Annotated in this window: 11 protein-coding genes; 1 reads left to right on the forward strand and 10 read right to left on the reverse strand. The window is 68.4% G+C overall.

Features of this window, described 5'->3' with window-relative positions; genetic code table 11:
• Nucleotides 1-32 precede the first annotated feature (32 nt).
• The 7 genes from HUA74_RS23970 to HUA74_RS24000 form a co-directional block, all read right to left on the reverse strand.
• Complete coding sequence (locus HUA74_RS23970; protein WP_174456407.1) at nucleotides 33-1,979, reverse strand: erythromycin esterase family protein; 1,947 nt, start codon at nucleotides 1,977-1,979, stop codon at nucleotides 33-35.
• 306 nt (nucleotides 1,980-2,285) lie between these two features.
• A complete protein-coding gene (locus HUA74_RS23975) occupies nucleotides 2,286-3,887 on the reverse strand; it encodes a M56 family metallopeptidase (protein ID WP_174456408.1) in 1,602 nt (533 codons plus the stop codon).
• Nucleotides 3,887-4,276, reverse strand: a complete 390-nt coding sequence (locus HUA74_RS23980; protein WP_141645248.1) for a BlaI/MecI/CopY family transcriptional regulator — start codon at nucleotides 4,274-4,276, stop codon at nucleotides 3,887-3,889. Before HUA74_RS23980 ends, HUA74_RS23975 begins: the two co-directional genes overlap by 1 nt.
• A gap of 62 nt (nucleotides 4,277-4,338) precedes the next feature.
• The gene (locus HUA74_RS23985; protein WP_174456409.1) at nucleotides 4,339-6,000 is read right to left on the reverse strand and encodes a fibronectin type III domain-containing protein; all 1,662 of its coding nucleotides are present in this window, start codon (nucleotides 5,998-6,000) and stop codon (nucleotides 4,339-4,341) included.
• 140 nt (nucleotides 6,001-6,140) lie between these two features.
• Entirely contained in the window at nucleotides 6,141-8,609 is a 2,469-nt protein-coding gene (locus tag HUA74_RS23990; RefSeq protein ID WP_174456410.1) for a hypothetical protein, read from the reverse strand.
• A gap of 178 nt (nucleotides 8,610-8,787) precedes the next feature.
• Nucleotides 8,788-10,836 carry an alpha-amylase family glycosyl hydrolase gene (locus HUA74_RS23995; RefSeq protein ID WP_174456411.1) on the reverse strand — a complete coding sequence of 683 codons (2,049 nt, stop codon included), beginning with the start codon at nucleotides 10,834-10,836 and terminating at the stop codon, nucleotides 8,788-8,790.
• A 231-nt stretch (nucleotides 10,837-11,067) separates the two neighbouring features.
• Nucleotides 11,068-11,706, reverse strand: coding sequence for an SRPBCC family protein (locus HUA74_RS24000; RefSeq protein ID WP_174456412.1), 639 nt, complete (start codon nucleotides 11,704-11,706; stop codon nucleotides 11,068-11,070).
• A 219-nt stretch (nucleotides 11,707-11,925) separates the two neighbouring features.
• On the opposite strand from HUA74_RS24000, the gene HUA74_RS24005 reads away from it, so the two are divergent.
• Nucleotides 11,926-13,398 (forward strand): MDR family MFS transporter, encoded by a 1,473-nt coding sequence (locus tag HUA74_RS24005; RefSeq protein WP_174456413.1) that lies wholly within the window; start codon nucleotides 11,926-11,928, stop codon nucleotides 13,396-13,398.
• A 16-nt stretch (nucleotides 13,399-13,414) separates the two neighbouring features.
• On the opposite strand, the gene HUA74_RS24010 is transcribed toward HUA74_RS24005, so the two are convergent.
• The 3 genes from HUA74_RS24010 to HUA74_RS24020 form a co-directional block, all read right to left on the reverse strand.
• Nucleotides 13,415-14,755: a S41 family peptidase gene (locus HUA74_RS24010; protein WP_174456414.1), complete on the reverse strand. Its 1,341-nt coding sequence runs from the start codon at nucleotides 14,753-14,755 to the stop codon at nucleotides 13,415-13,417.
• Nucleotides 14,742-15,260 (reverse strand): MarR family winged helix-turn-helix transcriptional regulator, encoded by a 519-nt coding sequence (locus HUA74_RS24015; protein WP_141645254.1) that lies wholly within the window; start codon nucleotides 15,258-15,260, stop codon nucleotides 14,742-14,744. The genes HUA74_RS24010 and HUA74_RS24015 overlap by 14 nt, the downstream gene beginning before the upstream one ends.
• A gap of 120 nt (nucleotides 15,261-15,380) precedes the next feature.
• A complete protein-coding gene (locus tag HUA74_RS24020; RefSeq protein WP_174456415.1) occupies nucleotides 15,381-16,772 on the reverse strand; it encodes a glutamate decarboxylase in 1,392 nt (463 codons plus the stop codon).
• Nucleotides 16,773-16,818 lie beyond the last annotated feature (46 nt).

Genomic DNA, 16,818 nt, shown 5'->3' on the forward strand with positions numbered 1-16,818 from the left:
TCATGGCGGGGGCTCGCTACAAGGGCGTGCCCTCACTGCGCGCCCTGCGCCTGCTGTCCTGGAGGTTCACGCCTGCCCGTGGGAGTGGAGACCGCCGCGTGGGTGTGGTCCACGAAGAGCAGCCCGTCATAGGCGGACACGGCTCGGATGGACCGGGGCTGGATGGCCTTGCTGTAGACGGCACCATAATTGCGAGTGTACCGGGGCTGCATGAAGAACTCCGCCGCGCCGCCGCCGCGCGGCAGGCTCCGCAGGTCGAGCGCGAACGCGGACACCTGAGCCTGGGCGAGCGTTCCATCGAGCCAGCCGATTTCCGCGGGAGGGAGGGTGTGGGCGATGAGACCCCGTCGCGGCTCGTTCGGCTCGCTCGGCATGTGCACGGCCTGGAACGCGCCCTGATTGAAGGCGAAGCCAAAGACATACAGTTGCTGACCGAGGGCCTCGCGCAGGTGCTGCCCCATGGGCGTCACCGCGTTGCGGCCCGTGGCGGCGACATGACCGTTGTGCGCCCAGAGCACCATCCGGGCCTCGGGGCCCTCGTGCTCGAGAATCCAGCGTGCGTTCTCCGCCATCGCCCGGTCCCGGAGGTTGTCATCGGAGAGCTGGCCCACGACGGTTTCGGCGAACTGACCGAGCACCCTCGCGTGGCGAGCCACCAGCGCTTGGGCCTTCGCGGAAGCCTTGCGTGGGGGGAGCTGACGCAGGCGGGCCTCGATGTCCGTGACGAGCCCCGCGAGCACCTGGCCGGTCTCCACCTTGCGAAGCGCGGGGCCCTGCCGCGTGTCGAGGAACGGCGCCATCGGCCCGGTCAGTCGCTGGTGGAAGGCGGGGTCCACCTGGGCGAAGAAGTCGAGGACGGCCCGCGAGGAGGCGGCGGTGGCCTGCATGTCCACGCCGTAGAACTTGAGCTTCCTGGCGTGGCGCGGGTCGGCGTTGTAGGCGCGCATCCACCGGATGAGGGCGAGCACCTCCTCGGTGTCCCAGGTCCAGAAGTAGAGGCCCGCGAGGCCCTTCGCCGGGTCGCCCTTGCCGGTGAGGACGTACTCGTTGAGCGCGAGCGCCTCTCCGAAGCTGGCTTCAATCGCGAAGACGGTGAAGCCCAACTCCGTGGCGAGGAACTCCAGCATCCGGTGTTTGAGCTGGAAGAACTCGCGGGTGCCGTGTGTGGCTTCACCCAGTGCCACGATGCGGGCCTCGGTGAGCCACGGCTTCAGCGATTGCAGGTCGGCGAACCCATGTCCCGCCTCCACTGAAGTGAGCGGCACCAGGGACTGCTTCACCCACGACACGACCTCCGGAGATGGCGGCGTGGTCTCCGGGAGCGCCAGCGCGGTGAAGTCCGCCACCGTCACGGACTTGTTGACCGCGATTTCCAGCGAGCGCCCCATGGGCATGAAGCCCTCGGCGTGGACGGCGGCGCCATACCCACCGACGGGCAGGGCCACCTCGTAGTCGCCGCTCGCATCCGTCTGGACGTAGAGCATGTCGCCCAGGAAATCGCTGTAGCGTCCCAGGAGCAGCCACACGCCCGCGAGCGGCTTGCCCGACTCCGACTTCACGCTCCCTCGGAGGACCTGCGTTGGCGGAGCGAGCACCACGTCGAGCTGGCGCGGGGCCTCGCTGGCCGTGAGCTTCACGTCCATGAGGAAGCCCGCCTCGTAAGCGGTCGCGCTGACGGTGAGGCCATACTGGCCGGAAGGCAGGTCAGCGAAGTGGAAGCGGCCATCCGGTCCCGTGCGCATGCGAGCCGCCGGGGGTGCGAGGTCCGGGTTCCAGTCCTCACGGGCGGGAACGAGCGCGACCACGGCGCCCTCCACGGGCGTGTTCGTGGCGCTCCGGACCCGGCCGTCCACCGTGACGGTGGCGACAGCGGGGGCTGCCTTCTCGGCGGGAGCGACCGAAGGGACCGGAACACGTGGCGTGCCGGAGCCGGCGCACGCGAGGGAAAGCATCAGGCACAGCAGGCGAAGGACTTTCATGCGGACCTCGGGACGAACGACGGGGGTGCGGCCAGGACGCGAAGGGCGCACGAGCCCCAGCACGTCCAACGTGAAGTGACCTCGGGATGGATGACGGGAGTGCGGCCGGGACGCGAAGGGCGCAGGAGGCCCAGCACGTCCGGCGCGAATGGACATCAGGATGCAGCAGGGCGCGGGCCTCCTTGGGAGGAGGCTCTCACCGGTGACAAACGGCGACGGCGCGCGAGTGCGCGGATGAAGTCGGGTGCGGGGAACAGGACTCCCCCGCTCATCTCTCCGCTCGCAGCGGACCGCCGACGGTGACCGCTACGGCGAAGCGTCCGCCAGGAAATCGCTCGGGATGACGAAGCGCGTGACGACCGGTTCGACCACTTGGATGTCCGAAAGAGTGAGCGAGCCGAAGAGGTCGGACTCCTCACGGATGGCATAGCCCAGCTCGGCATCCACCCACTGGGTCAACGTGTCATGCGGAGCGTGGCTCCGGTGCCAGCGTCGGGTGAGGCGTCCCTCGACGATGTCCTCCCCCTGGAGCACGCAGCCCGCCTGATTCTCCGTGCACCCGCCAGGAAGGTGCAGCGGAAGCCCCAGGTCCCCATCGTCGGTAAACACGTCGTAGGTGCGCGCCCTGACATCCAAATTCACCTGCTCATGGGTGTTGACGTCATAGAGGAGCACCAGGACCGAGGACCCATTCTCGGACTCCAGTCGGATGCGCCCACAGCGGGAGACGAAGATGCGGCTGCGCAAGGTGCGCCCGCCGCTCCGGTAGGAGGCCACGGCGGTGAAGTCCTTGGGATAGACCACGCGCGAGCACACCGCCGTGGCGAGCCCTTGCGAGGACCGCGGGGGCAGGGACATCTCCAGCGGCACCTCCCACGCCCAGGCCGCGCCGGAGACCCCCAACGTCGCGAGCACGCCCCCGACGAAACCCACGAGCCGGGCCTGCCGAGGCACCTCCAACACGGGCGACTGACCCAGCAGCCGCCGCACCCGCGCCGCGAGCGGCCGTGCACCCGCGCCCAGCGCCAGCATCGGGCCCTCCTGCCGCAGTTCCTCGAGCCCCAGCAGCGCGCCGGAATACACGCGGACATCGCCACAGAAGCCCACCGCCGCGTCGTCGCAGCAGTGCTCTCGCTCCAGTCGCACCTGACCGGACAGCCAGCGCGCCGCCGGATGGAAGAAGAACAACGCCTCCACCAGGCACTGCACGAAGTTGACGACGGTGTCATGACGCCGCACGTGCGTCAGCTCGTGTGCCACCACCGCCTCCAACTGCTCCCGGGTGAGTCGCTCATCCACGCCGCGAGGGAGCACGAGCACCGGCCGCACCAGCCCCAGCACCAACGGAGAGGGCGCGACAAAGGACTCCCGCACCTCCACCCCGCGGCGCAGGCCCAGCCGCTCCGCGACGTGCGACACCGTCAGGCGCACCGACGAGGAGGCCGGCCTCGCGAGGCGAACCAGTCGCTGCGTCATCCGCCACCAGCCCAGGGCGAGGCGCAAGAGCGCCACACACGCCCCGCTGAACCAGAGACCGCCCAGCACGATGGGCCACGAGATGTCGAAGGCCACGGGCTCCGTCGCCGCCTGGAACGTCGGGCTCGGGAGGGAGGCTCCCGCGAGCGCCTGGGAGTCCTCGACGATGGACGTCACGCGCCCGCTCGCTCCAACGTCCAGCGGCGCCGGAACGGAGTTCGGGGACGACAGCAGCAACGTGACCACGGGCGCGAGCACGAGCGCGGCCAGGGCCAGACACCCCACCGCATAACGAGCCCGCGCGGAGCGGCGCCGCAGCAACCACAGCGAGGCGGCCGCGACCAGGGCCACGACGCTCGTCTGCCACACGCCATGGACCAGCCATAGGGCCACACCTCGCCCCCACTCCGCCATCAGCCAGGCGGGGCTCATCACTTCTCCCCCTTCTTGTCCGCGTCCAACAACCGGCGCAGGTCCTCGAGCTCCTCCTTCGATGCGGGCTTGAGCGACAGCGCCTGCACGGCGAGCGCACCCGAGGAGCCCCCGAAGACGCGGTCGAGCAGGTCCTTCACCAGCTGACGCTTGGTGCGCCCCTCCGCGACGCTCGCGGCGTACACGTGGCTGCGCGAGCTCTCGTCACGGCTCACCAACCCCTTGGCGGACATCACCTGGAGCTGCTTCAGCGTGGTGGTGTAGCCCGCGCTCTTGCCGTCCTCCCGCCCGAGCGCCTCGTGAACATCGCGCACGGTGCTGGGACCGCGCTTCCACAGCACGCCCAGGATGGCGAGCTCCACGTCCGTGGGAATGGCATCCGTCGTCATGCCACCTAAGTACGACGCCAGTCGTATGTTGTCAACGATGCACGTCGTACTTCCGCGAGTCGTTACTCCGCGACGACTTCTTGCGAGGGGCCCTTCACGCCATGGGCAGAGATGCATCTGCCGAAGTCGAACGGCTGCTGCGGGGTGAGCGTGCACCGGGACAGGTCACCTCCGGAGTCTCGCTCGCACTCGGGCAGCCGTCCCTGGTTCGCGTCCCGGGTGGCATCCCAGCCCGACAGGCAGCCCAGCTGGTGCTCTCGCGCGAACTCCACCAGGCCGCGCTGGTGCTCCAGGGTGAACTCCCGTCCATTGGGATGACGCCCGAACATGGGGCACGCCCCCAGGCGCCGCCACACCTTCGCCGCGTCCCACCGAGGGAAGGCCGCGGAGACATGCGCGTGCATGCCCCGGAGCGCGTGGACACAACACTCCAGTGCGTCAACGGGTGCCGACTGCCCGAACTCCATCAGCAGGCCATTGATGAGCGACGGCTCGATGCCCGCGGAGGACAGCTTCTGGAGGAAGCGCACCCCACCGTCGTTGAAGCCCACCAGCGAGCCCGGCGCGCCGTCCGCGGGCAGCGTGTAGGAGAGCTTCAGCGTGGGGTAGACGGCGAGCAACTGAGAGAGGGCCGCGAGGTGGCGCACCTGTGCGTCCTCGTCATGGAGGAACGCGCCCTCGAAGTCGAAGTCGAGATGGCGGACTCCGTAGTTGCGAAGGACAGCCGCGTAGGTCGCGACAAGCGTCGCCACATCGGTCTCCTCGGCCTCGAGGGGCATGTTCGACGCGCCACCAAAAGACAGCACCACCGTGCCGCCGCTTCGACGGAAGGCTTCGATGTCTCTCTTGCCGTAGTCGGAGACCGTCGCGTCCCCCGAATACGACTGGCCATCCTCCGAGTCCACCAGGGTGGTGTTGCCACCCCAGGACACCGCCCTGGCACCCCCGTCCGGTCGCGCCACGAGGAAGCCGAGGAAGAAGCCATCCAGGCCGGCCTCTCTTCCGTACTCGGACACGCGCGGCGTGGGCCACGACGTGTAGTCCACGAACGGGGCCCGGGGCACGTCCCAGTCCCCCGCGTCCGGCGGCGCGGCCGACGTGCGAATCTTCACCGTGTCCGAGGACGCCGACACGTTGTCGGACACATCCAGCGCCACCACGGAGACCTGGTACTCGCTCCCCGCCGACAGGCCCATCAGGGTGATAGCCGGCCGCGTCGACGAAAGCGTCTGGGCCACACCACCGCCCACCTTCGAGTACGTCACGCGGTAGCCCGCGACGGCGACATTGTCCGTGGACGCGTCCCAACCCAGGGTGACGAGTGCGGAGCCCACGAGGGTTGCGCGCACCCGCTTGGGCGTCGTCGGAGGCTCGCTGTCTCGAGGAGGGTCCGCGGGGCGCCCGTTGACGGTGAAGTCGCGGGGGAGCGGCCCCAGGTCCTGCCCCTCCCCCCGCACCGACAGCCGGAACTCCGTCGAAGCGCGTGGAGGGATGACGTTGCGTTCGGCCACGAGCCGACCGGACACCACCTCCCCGCTGCGCGTCCAGACCAGCCCGTAGTTGTTCTGGATGACCTGCTTCGCCCCCACCTTGAAGGTGATGACGGGATTGACCACCACCTCGTCCGACAGGTTCAGCAACGTCACCTTGAAGGTCGACCCCCAGGGACCGCCGCCTGACACCCACTCCGGACGCGCCACCACCACCAACGTGTTTCCCACCATGCCGACGGTTGTGCCGGATGCGCGGCGGGCACGACATTGCCCACGGGTTCCTGCCCCTTGTCTCTCAAGAGACAGGGTCCAGAGGAAGACGCGAAGCGCCCCGCACGGACACCGCGGGGCGCCTCCATGCCTCCAGCGTCCTACGGACGACGCTGGGCCAGCAGCCACTCGTAGAGGTTCGGGGTCTGCCAGGCGGCCCCCGTGTCATACGCGCGCCCCCAGGCCCCGTGGCCGACACCGGCATAGACAGAGACCTTGAGCGAAGGCGTGGGCGCGCAGGCGTTGAGCCGGTCCACGAACTGCGAGGCCGACCAGCCCCAGTCGTTGTCCACCGCGCCGTAGAACATCCAGGTCTTCACACCGGCCTGGGCGATGTAACAGGTGTTCGTGGGGACGTTGCCCAGGTCCGGCGCCCAGACGACATCGCCGTAGTGGGCGCCATCCGTGGGCGCAATCGCGGCGAGCCGCTGGGCATTCGCCAGGGAGAACTCGGGGAAGGCCGTGGTGCCGAAGCCGCCGAGCGACAGGCCCGTCAGGTAGATGCGCTTGGGGTCGATGCGGTGGTTGGCCAGCGCGAGGTCCAGCATCCGCTCCACGTGGTACGGGTGCCACCCGGAGGTGCTCGCCGAAATCTGGGGCATCAACACCACGAACGACTCCGTCACCCCGTTGACGACGTACTCGAGCTGCGCGCCGTCCTTGATTTTCAAGGGCAGCGCCGTCTCCAGCACCTTGGTCAGCTCCGTCGTGCCGTTGCCTCGCTGGCCCAGGCCGTGGAGGAAGACGATGAGCGGCCACTGGCGGTTGGGGTCCACGTTGTAGCCAGGCGGCAGGGACTCGTAGTAGCCGATGGTCGTGTTGTAGAGCTTGGGCACGGTGGTGGACCGCGCGGTGAGTGTCCGGGGGGTGGAGATGACGGGCGGTGCGTTGCGGCGCTGCCTCAGCAGCCACTGGTAGAGGTTGGAGGCCTCGGGCGCCGTCGGATTCGTCGCACGGCCGATGACCCAGTGGTCACCATCCGCGTAGCGCGTGTACTTCGGCGCGGGGTCCGGAGCCGGTGAGCAGGCATTGAGCCCGTTCACCGCGCCATCCGTCGTCCCCACGCCGACCGTCTGGTCATCCACCGCGTGGAACGCCCACACCGCGACGTCCTGGTTCGCCAGCCGGCAGAGCTGCGACACGCCGCCCGAGGTGTGCACGCGCCCACCGGCCACCGGCGCAATCGCGGCGACCTGGAGCGCGTTCGCGTCCGAGCGCTGCGGGAAGGTCCACGTCTGGAACGCGCCCAGCGAGTAGCCCACCAGATAGACGCGGTCCGGGTCGACGCGGAGGTTCGTCCGGGCCGTGTCGAGCATGGCCTGGGTGAAGAAGTCCTGCCACTCGCCATAGGACTCGTGCAGCTGCGGCTGCAGGACGATGAAGGACTCCGTGACGCCGTTGTTCACGTACTCCAGTTGCGCGCCCGTCTCCACGGGGATGCTGGTGCCCAGGATGATGGGCAGGCTCTCCGGCGTGCTGCCGCGCTGGCCCAGGCCGTGGTGGTAGACGATGAGCGGCCACTTGCGGGTGGGGTCCGTGTTGTAGCCCCGGGGCAGCGACTCGTAATACTGGATGACCTTGCTGTTGGCCGTGACGGCCTTCTGGGTGATGGTGCGCTGGAAGGGCGAGCCGGCGCCGGTGCTCTGCACCACGGACACACTCACGTCATCGGCGGCGCTGGCGCCCTCGCTGTCGGTCGCGGTGAGGCGGAAGACGTAGGTGCCCTGCACCAGGTTGCTCGCGACCAGCGGGCTCCACGGGCTCTGGTAGATGCGCGCGGTGTTGGGGCCGGAGACCTGCGTCCACTGGAAGGCGATGGCCTGCCCTTCCGGGTCCGTGCCCGCTGGAGCAATGGCGACGGTGTTGCTGGGCAGCGGCACCGTGCGGTCCGCGCCGGCGTTGGGAACAGGGGGACGGTTCACCACCACGCCGTCGTGCTCGATGAGTTCGAGCACGCCCAGGTAGCCATAGATGGCGCCCGGCTTGAGCGACACGGTGACCTCCAGCGCGCCAGCCGACGGGGCCAGGCCCGTGAGCTCGGCGATGCTGTTCACGTTGTTGCGCGCCTGCAGCTCCACCGACTGGGCGCCGATGGCGAACACCGTCGTCCGGTCCGACGTGAGGTCGTCGGTGACACGCGAGGCGAACAAGCGCACCGAGTAGGTCCCGTTCACCGCGAGCCCGGAGATGCGCACCTTCGCCAGGTCATCGAGCGTGCCCATGTGGTTGCCGATGAACTGCGAGTCCTGCGTCGCCGTCGCCGGATAGAGCGCGCTGCTGGTGGTGCCGTTGCCGTTGTTGGCCCCCGTCCAGCCCTGCCAGAAGGAGTCCGTAATCTGGAGCGTCAACCCGGACGAGACACCCGCCGAGTCCACCAGGTTGTTCAGCGTCGTCCCCGAATGGCCCACCGTGACGTTGTTCCAACCAGGCGTCGTGGAGATGTCCGCGCCGAAATCAATCAGGAACCGTCGCTCGGCGGCCATCGCCTGCGCCGCGAACAACACCTGAAACAACGTGAGAGCGACCGCGAGACCACGAAGCCCGGGCACGGCCCGGCGGGAGAAAATCATGATGGAAACCCTCCTGGGGGAACCATCATGCTATCCGGACACAGTTAGTATTTCATGTTTTACAGCTATGCGGCCTCATGCGACACCGCTACACATGCCACGGTATTGAAACGTGAGAACCCCGCCGCCCTCTTACTGAGAGACGACGGGGTCCAGGTGCTTCGAGGGAGGTGATGGGCTACTTGTCCCGCGACAGGATGACGACGCTGTACGGGCCCAGGTTGTTGAGGGAGCCGCTGGCGGGCAGGCCGTCCTTGCCGTTCCACTTGCCGCCTACGTCGAAGCTCTGGGCATTGCCGAAGTCGCCGGAGTAGCCCTGCCAGTCGCTGTTGTAACGCACCTTCCACGTGCCGTCGGAGGGCAGGCCCAGCTCGTAGTTGGAGAGCTGCTTGCCGCCGAAGTTGACCACGACGATGGTGTCGTCGCCCGGCCCGCCCTTGTCCCAACGGTGGAAGGCGATGACCTTGTCGTCGTTGTTCACGTGGTGGACATTGACGTTCTCCCCACGCAGGCCCGCGGTGTTGTCGTTCCAGTTGCGCCGGAGCTTGATGAGGTCCGTGTACGCCTGGTTGATGCCGGCGAAGGACTCCTTCTTCTGCCAGTCGAGCGGGTCGCCGTCCTGGAAGTGGCCGTCCTCGAGGAACTCCTGGCCCTGGAAGAGCATGGGAATGCCAGGGCTGGTCATCGTCAGCGCGGCGCCGATGAGCGAGCGCTTCTTGGCGTGATAGCCACCGGAGTCCCAGCCGCCCACCTCGCTGGGCAGCCGCTGCTTGCCATTGGCCACCTCGTCGTGGCTCTCCGTGTAGATGACCCGCTGGGTGGCGTTGCCGTTGTATTTGAAGCCAATCGCGCGGGCGACGGCGTTCATGTCGCGCTCCGCGTCGGAGAAGGCCGTCAGCGCCGTGCGCACGGGGTGCACGAAGTTGGAGTCCCACTGGCTGTCGAAGTTGGCGCCGTCCGGATGCGTGAGGCCGCCCTCGTTGCCCAGGTCCTCGGCGATGATGATTTTCTGCGGGAACTCGCGGTTGACGGCGTCGTTGATGTCCCGGAGCAGCTGCCAGCCCTGCGGGTTGTCCGCGCCGCTGGCCTGACGGATTTCCTTGGTGGCATCCAGCCGCAGGCCGTCCATGTGGTAGTCGCGCAGCCACATCATCGCGTTGTCACGCAGGTAGTCGCGCACCTCGGGGCGGCCGTAGTCCGGCCGGGTGTCGCCCCACGGCGTCTTCGCGCGCCAGTCCGTGTAGAAGTAGCTACCGCCCTTGCCGTACGTCTCGCCGTCGAAGTCCCAGTGGGGCAAGTCACTGGGCCCCAGGTGGTTGTAGACGACGTCCATCACCACGCCGATGCCGCGCTTGTGCGCCTCGTCGACGAAGCGCTTGAGGTCCTCGGGGCTGCCGTAGGCGCTCTCCGGCGCGTTGGGGAAGGCGGGGTTGTAGCCCCAGCTGAAGTCGGCGGCGAACTCGGCCGAGGGCATCAACTCCACGACGTTGATGCCCAGGTCCTTCAGGTGGTCCAGCTTGTCGATGGCGCTTTCCCAGTTGCCGGGGCCCCAGCCGGGTGAGTCGTTGAACGTGCCCACGTGCATCTCGTAGATGACCGCCTCGTTCCAGGCCGGCATCTTGAACTCCCAGTCGTGCTTCCACTCGTAGGACTTGTGGTCGACGATGACGGAGTTGCCCGTGGAGTTCGTCACGTCGTTGGCGCGAGGGTCTCCCTTCCAGCGCCAGTCGCCGTGCTTGCCCTGGATGACGTACTGGTACTGCTCACCGGCCTTGGCGCCGGGGACGTCCAGGGAGAAGTTGCCGCTCGGCTCGCGCTGGAGCTCCACCGACTCCCAGTTGCTGAAGTCACCGGCCACCTGCACGCGCTGGGCGTTGGGCGCCCACACGCGGAAGGTGCTCCCGCCGTCGTAGGGAATGGCGCCCATGCCCGGACGACTGGAGGGCTGGGTGGGCATGGGCACGGCGGTGGCCCGGGGCAGCTCCGCCACCAGGCTGCCGTCCTTGCGGACAAGCTCGCGCCCCGTGGGGCCGTGGTCCGGCGGAGCACGCCGAGCCTCCGCGCCGCGCGTCCGCCGGACATCGTCGAAGAAGTCCTTCACCGCCGGCCCGCGCGCGCCAGCGCCCTTGGGACTGGACGCGGGCTGCGACGACTTCGCCTCGGCCTCGGTGGAACGGGACGTGGAAGAGGTGGCGGGACGGCTCGGTGGGGGAATCCGGGTGGGCATGGCTCGGCCGTTGTCTGGAGAAATCCAGAATCAGTATCGAGCACACGCCTACAAGGTTGCTTGAGCCATGTTTCAGGCGCCGCTGACGCCCCTGAAACCGCATCAACCTGAAAACAAAAACACGTTATTCACGGCTGGCACCCCCATCCGAGCCCGCTGCCTCGAATCCGGGGGTCGACTCACACCCTCTGAGAATGGACGACACAGGGACGCACCTTCCCGGCGTCGGTCCTACTCGCGCGGGAAGCGAGGCTCCCGCGTGACGACGACGTCGTGAGCGGCATCGCGAGTCAGGGCGTCTCCATGAAACCCGGCCTCGCCCACGGAGGGCGCGGAGGAGCCGCGCGAGGCCTCCGCCACGCTCTTGATGTCGGCCAGGCCCCGCTCGAAGTCCCGGCCCATCATCTCGTCCATGCTGGCGAAGAGCTGGAGCGCCTTGCCGGCGAAGGTGTTCTCCCCGGACATCACCCACGTCAGCTTCACGCCGTCCGCGGTGGGCGTGAGCAGGTACTCGGTGGTGTTGGTGGCCCGCATCGGCGCGGTGAAGTCGAGCCGGATTCGCACGTACGCGGGCGGGCGGCTCTCCATGATTTCCATCCGCCCGGAGCCCGTCCGCTCCCCCCGCCACTCATAGATGGCGCCCACGCCCGAGGCCGCTCCGGCCAGGGAAACCTGCTGGGTGGGCTCCAGCTTCCACCAGGGCGACCACTGCTCCCAGTACCGGAAGTCGTTCACCAGCGCGAAGACGACGTCGGCGGGCGCGTGGATGGTCGCGCTCCGCTCGACGCGGAACGTGCCGGGTCGCTGGCCAATGGCGAACAGCAGCAGCACGACGATGACCGTCGAGATGACACCTGATGTCTTCTTCATGAAAACTCCCGAGCGTTCAAAAGGAATGGATACGTCGGGCCCCCCCGGGCCATGCACCGAGCGCTCAATCGCCGCTCTTCAGCGGCGACGAATGAGGACCCCGCAAATCGACACGTGGTTTTCGAATTTCCCGGTCTTTCCAAGTGCCCGGAAAGATTGAGGCTGGCGACCTCGGGGAGCACCCATTAGAAGTGGGCGCCCTCCTCGACGCCCGACACCATGCGAAAGACCCACCGTCCCCTCACCACCGTGGCCCTGGCCCTGAGTCTCTTCATGGCGGCCCTGGAAGTGACTGTCGTGTCCACCGCCATGCCCACGGTGGTGGGCGAGCTGGGTGGCATCCAGAGCTACGCGTGGGTCTTCACCGCGTACATGCTGTCCTCCACCATCACCGTCCCCATCTACGGGAAGCTGGCGGACCTGTACGGTCGCAAGCCCATCATCCTGTTCGGCATCGGGCTGTTCCTCGCGGGCTCCATCGCCAGCGGCCTGGCGTCCTCCATGGGGATGCTCATCGCCTTCCGGACGCTTCAGGGCCTGGGCGCGGGGGCCATCCAGCCGGTGGCGCTCACCATGATTGGTGACCTGTACACGATGGAGGAGCGGGCCCGGGTGCAGGGCGCGTTCAGCGCGGTGTGGGGCGTGGCGGGACTGGTGGGCCCCGTCACGGGCGGGCTCATCGTGAAGTACCTGAGCTGGCACTGGATTTTCTTCATCAACGTGCCGGTGGGGATGCTCACCTTCGCGCTCATCGTCGCCTTCTTCCACGAGCAGGTGCAGCACAAGCCGCAGCAACTGGACTACGCGGGCGCGGGGTTGTTGTGCGCGGGCGTGGTGGCGCTGCTCTTCGGTGTGCAGGGCGTGGGAACGAACCTGTGGGCCCTGCCGGCCGCGCTGGTGTTGCTGGTGGCCTTCGTCCAGGTGGAGCGCCGGGCCCCGGCGCCCGTCATCCCGATGACGATTTTCAAGCACCCCGCCATCGCCATCTCCTCCGTGGCCGGGGCGCTCTTCTCCGCGGCGATGTTCGGAGCGACCACCTATGTGCCGCTGTACGTGCAGGCGGTGCTGGGCGGCTCGCCCACGACGGCGGGCGGGATGATTACGCCGATGATTGTCGGCTGGCCGCTCGCGGCGCTGTTCGCGGGGAAGCTCTTGCTGCGCACGGGCTTCCGGCCGCTCATCGTCGGAGGGCTGGGGCTGACGGTGGTGGGCACGACGCTGATGGCCCTGCTGCTCAAGCAGGACGCGCCCCTCTTCGCGCTCCAGGTGGCGATGGCGCTGTTCGGCGTCGGCCTGGGCTTCGCGTCCACGGCGCTGCTCATCGCGGTGCAGACGAGCGTGGGCTGGGAGCTGCGGGGCGTGGCCACCGCCAGCAACATGTTCTTCCGCACCATCGGCGGAGTGCTCGGCGTGGGGTTGATGGGCGGGGTGATGGTGTCGCGGCTCTTGGCGGACCCGACGATTCCCGTCGAGGCCGCCAACGCGCTGCTCGGTCCCGAGCGGGGCCACGCCTCCATTCCCGAGGAGACGCTGCGGACCTTGAGCGGCGCGCTGACCTCCGGGCTGAGCATCAACTTCTGGCTCATCTGCCTCTTCGCGGTGGGCGCCTTCATCGCGGGGCTGTTCTTCCCCCGCGTCCAGCGCAACGCCGGCACGCCCGTCGCCACCGAGGCCGCCGCCGCGCCGCACTGAGGCGCGCGCGACGCTCTCACCCCCGCGAGAAGACGCGGGGAGCGGGCTCCGTCACCCAGAACAACTCCAGGGCCTTGCCCGGCAGCCTCACGCGCAAGCTGTCCGTGCCCTCGACGGCGAAGAGGCCGTCCTCCGTCATGGGCATCAGCCGGCCAGGCGGACGGCCCGGCCGCACGAGCCACAAGCTCCCGTCACGCAGGCTCACGTCGATTTCTCCATAGCGCCCCGCAAGCGACTTGAGTCGCGCCGAGGAGAGCGACACGGGCCGGCGCTTCGCCTCCAGGCCGGCGCGCGCCCACGCATACTCGGCCAGCTCCTGCGCCGTGGCTCCCGGACGCTGGGCCAGGCGCTCCACCGCCATGGACAGGGCGACCTCCAGGGCCTCGGTGGCGGGCACCTCCCGGTCCGGCGCCACGCCCGTGCCCTCCCAGTTGGACTGGCTGACGGCGTGGACGGGGCGGCCCTCCGACACACTCAACTGGAAGCACGGCGCCACCGGCAGCATCGCGTTGTTGTTCGCCGCGCCCGCCGTCCGCGTGCCCACCAGGGTGCCCAGCTTGAACTGCTGCACGTCGTACGCGAAGTCCTCGCCCGCGGAGCCCACCCGGCCATCAATCAGGACATACAGCGGCTTGCCCATCAGCCGTCCCGCGGGCACGTGCTCCAGCGTGCGCGACTGGACCGGCGGCTGGGTGCCACTCTGGAACGTCATCAAGAGCGTGTCCGGCGCCAGGAAGTGGCTGACCAGGTACTGCACCGCCGCGTGCGAGCCACCGCCGTTGCCGCGCAGGTCGATGATGAGGGCGTCACCGTCGCGCAGGAACCGCATCGCGTCGTCATAGACGCCGCCCGTCTCGTCGCGGACCCACATGAAGCCGGTGACCTTCATCGAGCGCACGTTGCCCGGATGGACCTTCAGCTCCGTCAGGCCGTGGTGCTGACGCAGGGCCTGCTTCCGGTGGAACGCCTCGGCGCTGTCGCTCGCGGAGGCTTTCGGGCCCGCCTGCTGCGCGGCGAACCAGGCGGGGTCATGAATCAGGTACAGGTGCCCGTCTCCGCTGGCCGCCTTCAGGTCCTCGGTGACGTGCTCGGCGAGCTGCCCTGGCGTGTTGCCCGCATACCGCCCGGACTTCCGACCGCGAGCCAATCGCTCGAGGATGACCGCGCGCTTCTCCGGGAAGACATACGAGCGCTGGATGACCGACTCGATGGTGTCCAGGGTGGTGGCCAGCTCCGCCGGGGTAAGCGGCCCGCGCGCGGGCGTCACGGGAGGCGCCACCCTCGGTTGGGCATGGGCGCCTCCGCCCAGAAGGAGCAGCGAGGCAAGGACGGCGAGCCACGGCCTAGACGTCTTCATCTGAGTCTCCGGTGTCATTCGAGGTGTCGATTCCCAGCCGCTCTCCGGCCCGGGCGCGCAGCCCTCGCCGGTCCAGGGCCTGGTCCAGTCCATCCAGTTGCGCCATCAGCGAGGGAGCACCTTCGCGCAGCAGTTCGTCCGCCCCCTGGGCGATGGCGGCCCACAGCGGCGCGAGGCGCGTGGCTGTCCGCTGCCCCTTCGCGCTGAGCAGCAGTCGCTGACGACGGCCATCCTCCGGGTCCGGCTTGCAGAGGATGAGTCCCTCCCGCTCCAGCGCGGTGCGCACCTGGCTGACCGCCGCATGGGTTATTCCGAGCCGCGCGGCCAGCTCGCCCACCGTCAGCGGACCGGAGTCCCTCAAGGTCGTGAAGACCGCGTACCAGCGGGGCTCGAACCGCTCGCCCGCGGCGCGGTAGAGGGCGAGCACGTCCCGGTCCATCCGCTCCACGAGACGCCGCAGGCGCGTCCCAAAAGCCAGGGTGCCCTGCTTCCTGAGGGAGTCCATGAACTCCGTTATCGCTTACGGAGTTTCGCGAAGCAAGGAGGTCGCGGGGGGCGGGCGCTGAAATACGAAACGGGGGCGCGCCCCCATGGACACGCCCCCGTCTCGTGAAGCAACAGCCACTCAGTGGTGGTAGCCGGACGCCTCTTCCCGGGTCATGGGCGCGCTCACCGGGTGGCGCTTGAAGTGCTCGATGCAGGCGAGGAGGTCCGTCACCAGCAGCGTGGCCAGATCCCGGCTGACGCCGTGGCGCACCAGCACGCGCTGCACCACCAGGTCCTGGAGGTTGGCGGGCATGGGGTACGCGGGTACCAGCCAGCCCCGCTCACGCAGCCGGTCCGCCAGGTCGTAGAGGGTGAAGCCCGGATTCACCCCGTCCTTCATCTTCCAGCACACACCGGGCACGCCGCCCCGGCCGTCGTAGACGATGTCGAACAGGCCAATCTGCTCGATGGCCTTCGCGATGACATTCGCCGTGTCCGAACACGCCTGCTGCAGTCGCCGGTAGCCCTCCTTCCCCAGCCGGAGGAAGTTGTAATACTGGATGACAATCTGCCCGCCCGGCCGCGAGAAGTTCAGCGCGAAGGTCGGCATGTCGCCGCCCAGGTAGTCCACGCGGAAGATGAGCTCCTCGGGGAGGTCCTCCTTGTCGCGCCACACCACCCAGCCGCAGCCCAGCGGCGTGAGGCCGAACTTGTGGCCGGAGGCGTTGATGGACTTCACGCGCGGCAGCTTGAAATCCCAGACGACGTCCTGGTGGATGAATGGCGCGAGGAAGCCGCCGCTGGCCGCGTCCACGTGGATGGGGATGTCCAGCCCGGTGCGCTTCTGGAGCCCATCCAGCGCGGCGGCGATCTCCTGCACCGGCTCATAGATGAGGTTGAAGGTGATGCCCAGCGTGGGCACGACGCCGATGGTGTTCTCGTCGCACAGCTTGAGCACCTCATCGGGCGTCATCATCATGCGGCCCTCGGCCAGCGGTACCTGACGCAGCTCCACGTCGAAGTAGCGCGCGAACTTGTGCCAGCAAATCTGCACCGGCCCGCAGATGAGGTTGGGCTTGTCGGTGGGCTTGCCCGCCGCCTCGCGCCGCTTGCGCCAGCGCCACTTGAGCGCGAGTCCTCCCAGCATCGCCGCCTCGCTGGAGCCGGTGGTGGAGCAGCCCATGGTGTTGGCCGCGTGCGGCGCGTGCCACAGGTCGGCGAGCATGTTCACGCAGCGCGTCTCGATTTCGGCGGTCTGCGGGTACTCGTCCTTATCAATCATGTTCTTGTCGAGGCACTCGTCCATCAGCTTGTGCACCTGCGGCTCCGACCACGTCTGACAGAACGTGGCCAGGTTCTGCCGGGAGTTGCCGTCCAGCAGCAGCTCGTCGTGCACGACGGCGTAGGCATGCTCGGCGCTGTGCTCCTCGTCGGGGATGCGATACTTCGGCATCGGGACGGACAGGTCCGGCGAGGCGTAGACGTCATCGTTGATGCGGTCCCGGACTTCATCTTTTCCATGCAGGGGCATGTGTTCTCCTCGCGTCGGTCCACCGTGAAGGCATCACTCGGACGTG

This window comes from Myxococcus sp. CA051A (assembly GCF_013336705.1).
GTDB classification, from domain to species: Bacteria; Myxococcota; Myxococcia; order Myxococcales; family Myxococcaceae; genus Myxococcus; species Myxococcus llanfairpwllgwyngyllgogerychwyrndrobwllllantysiliogogogochensis.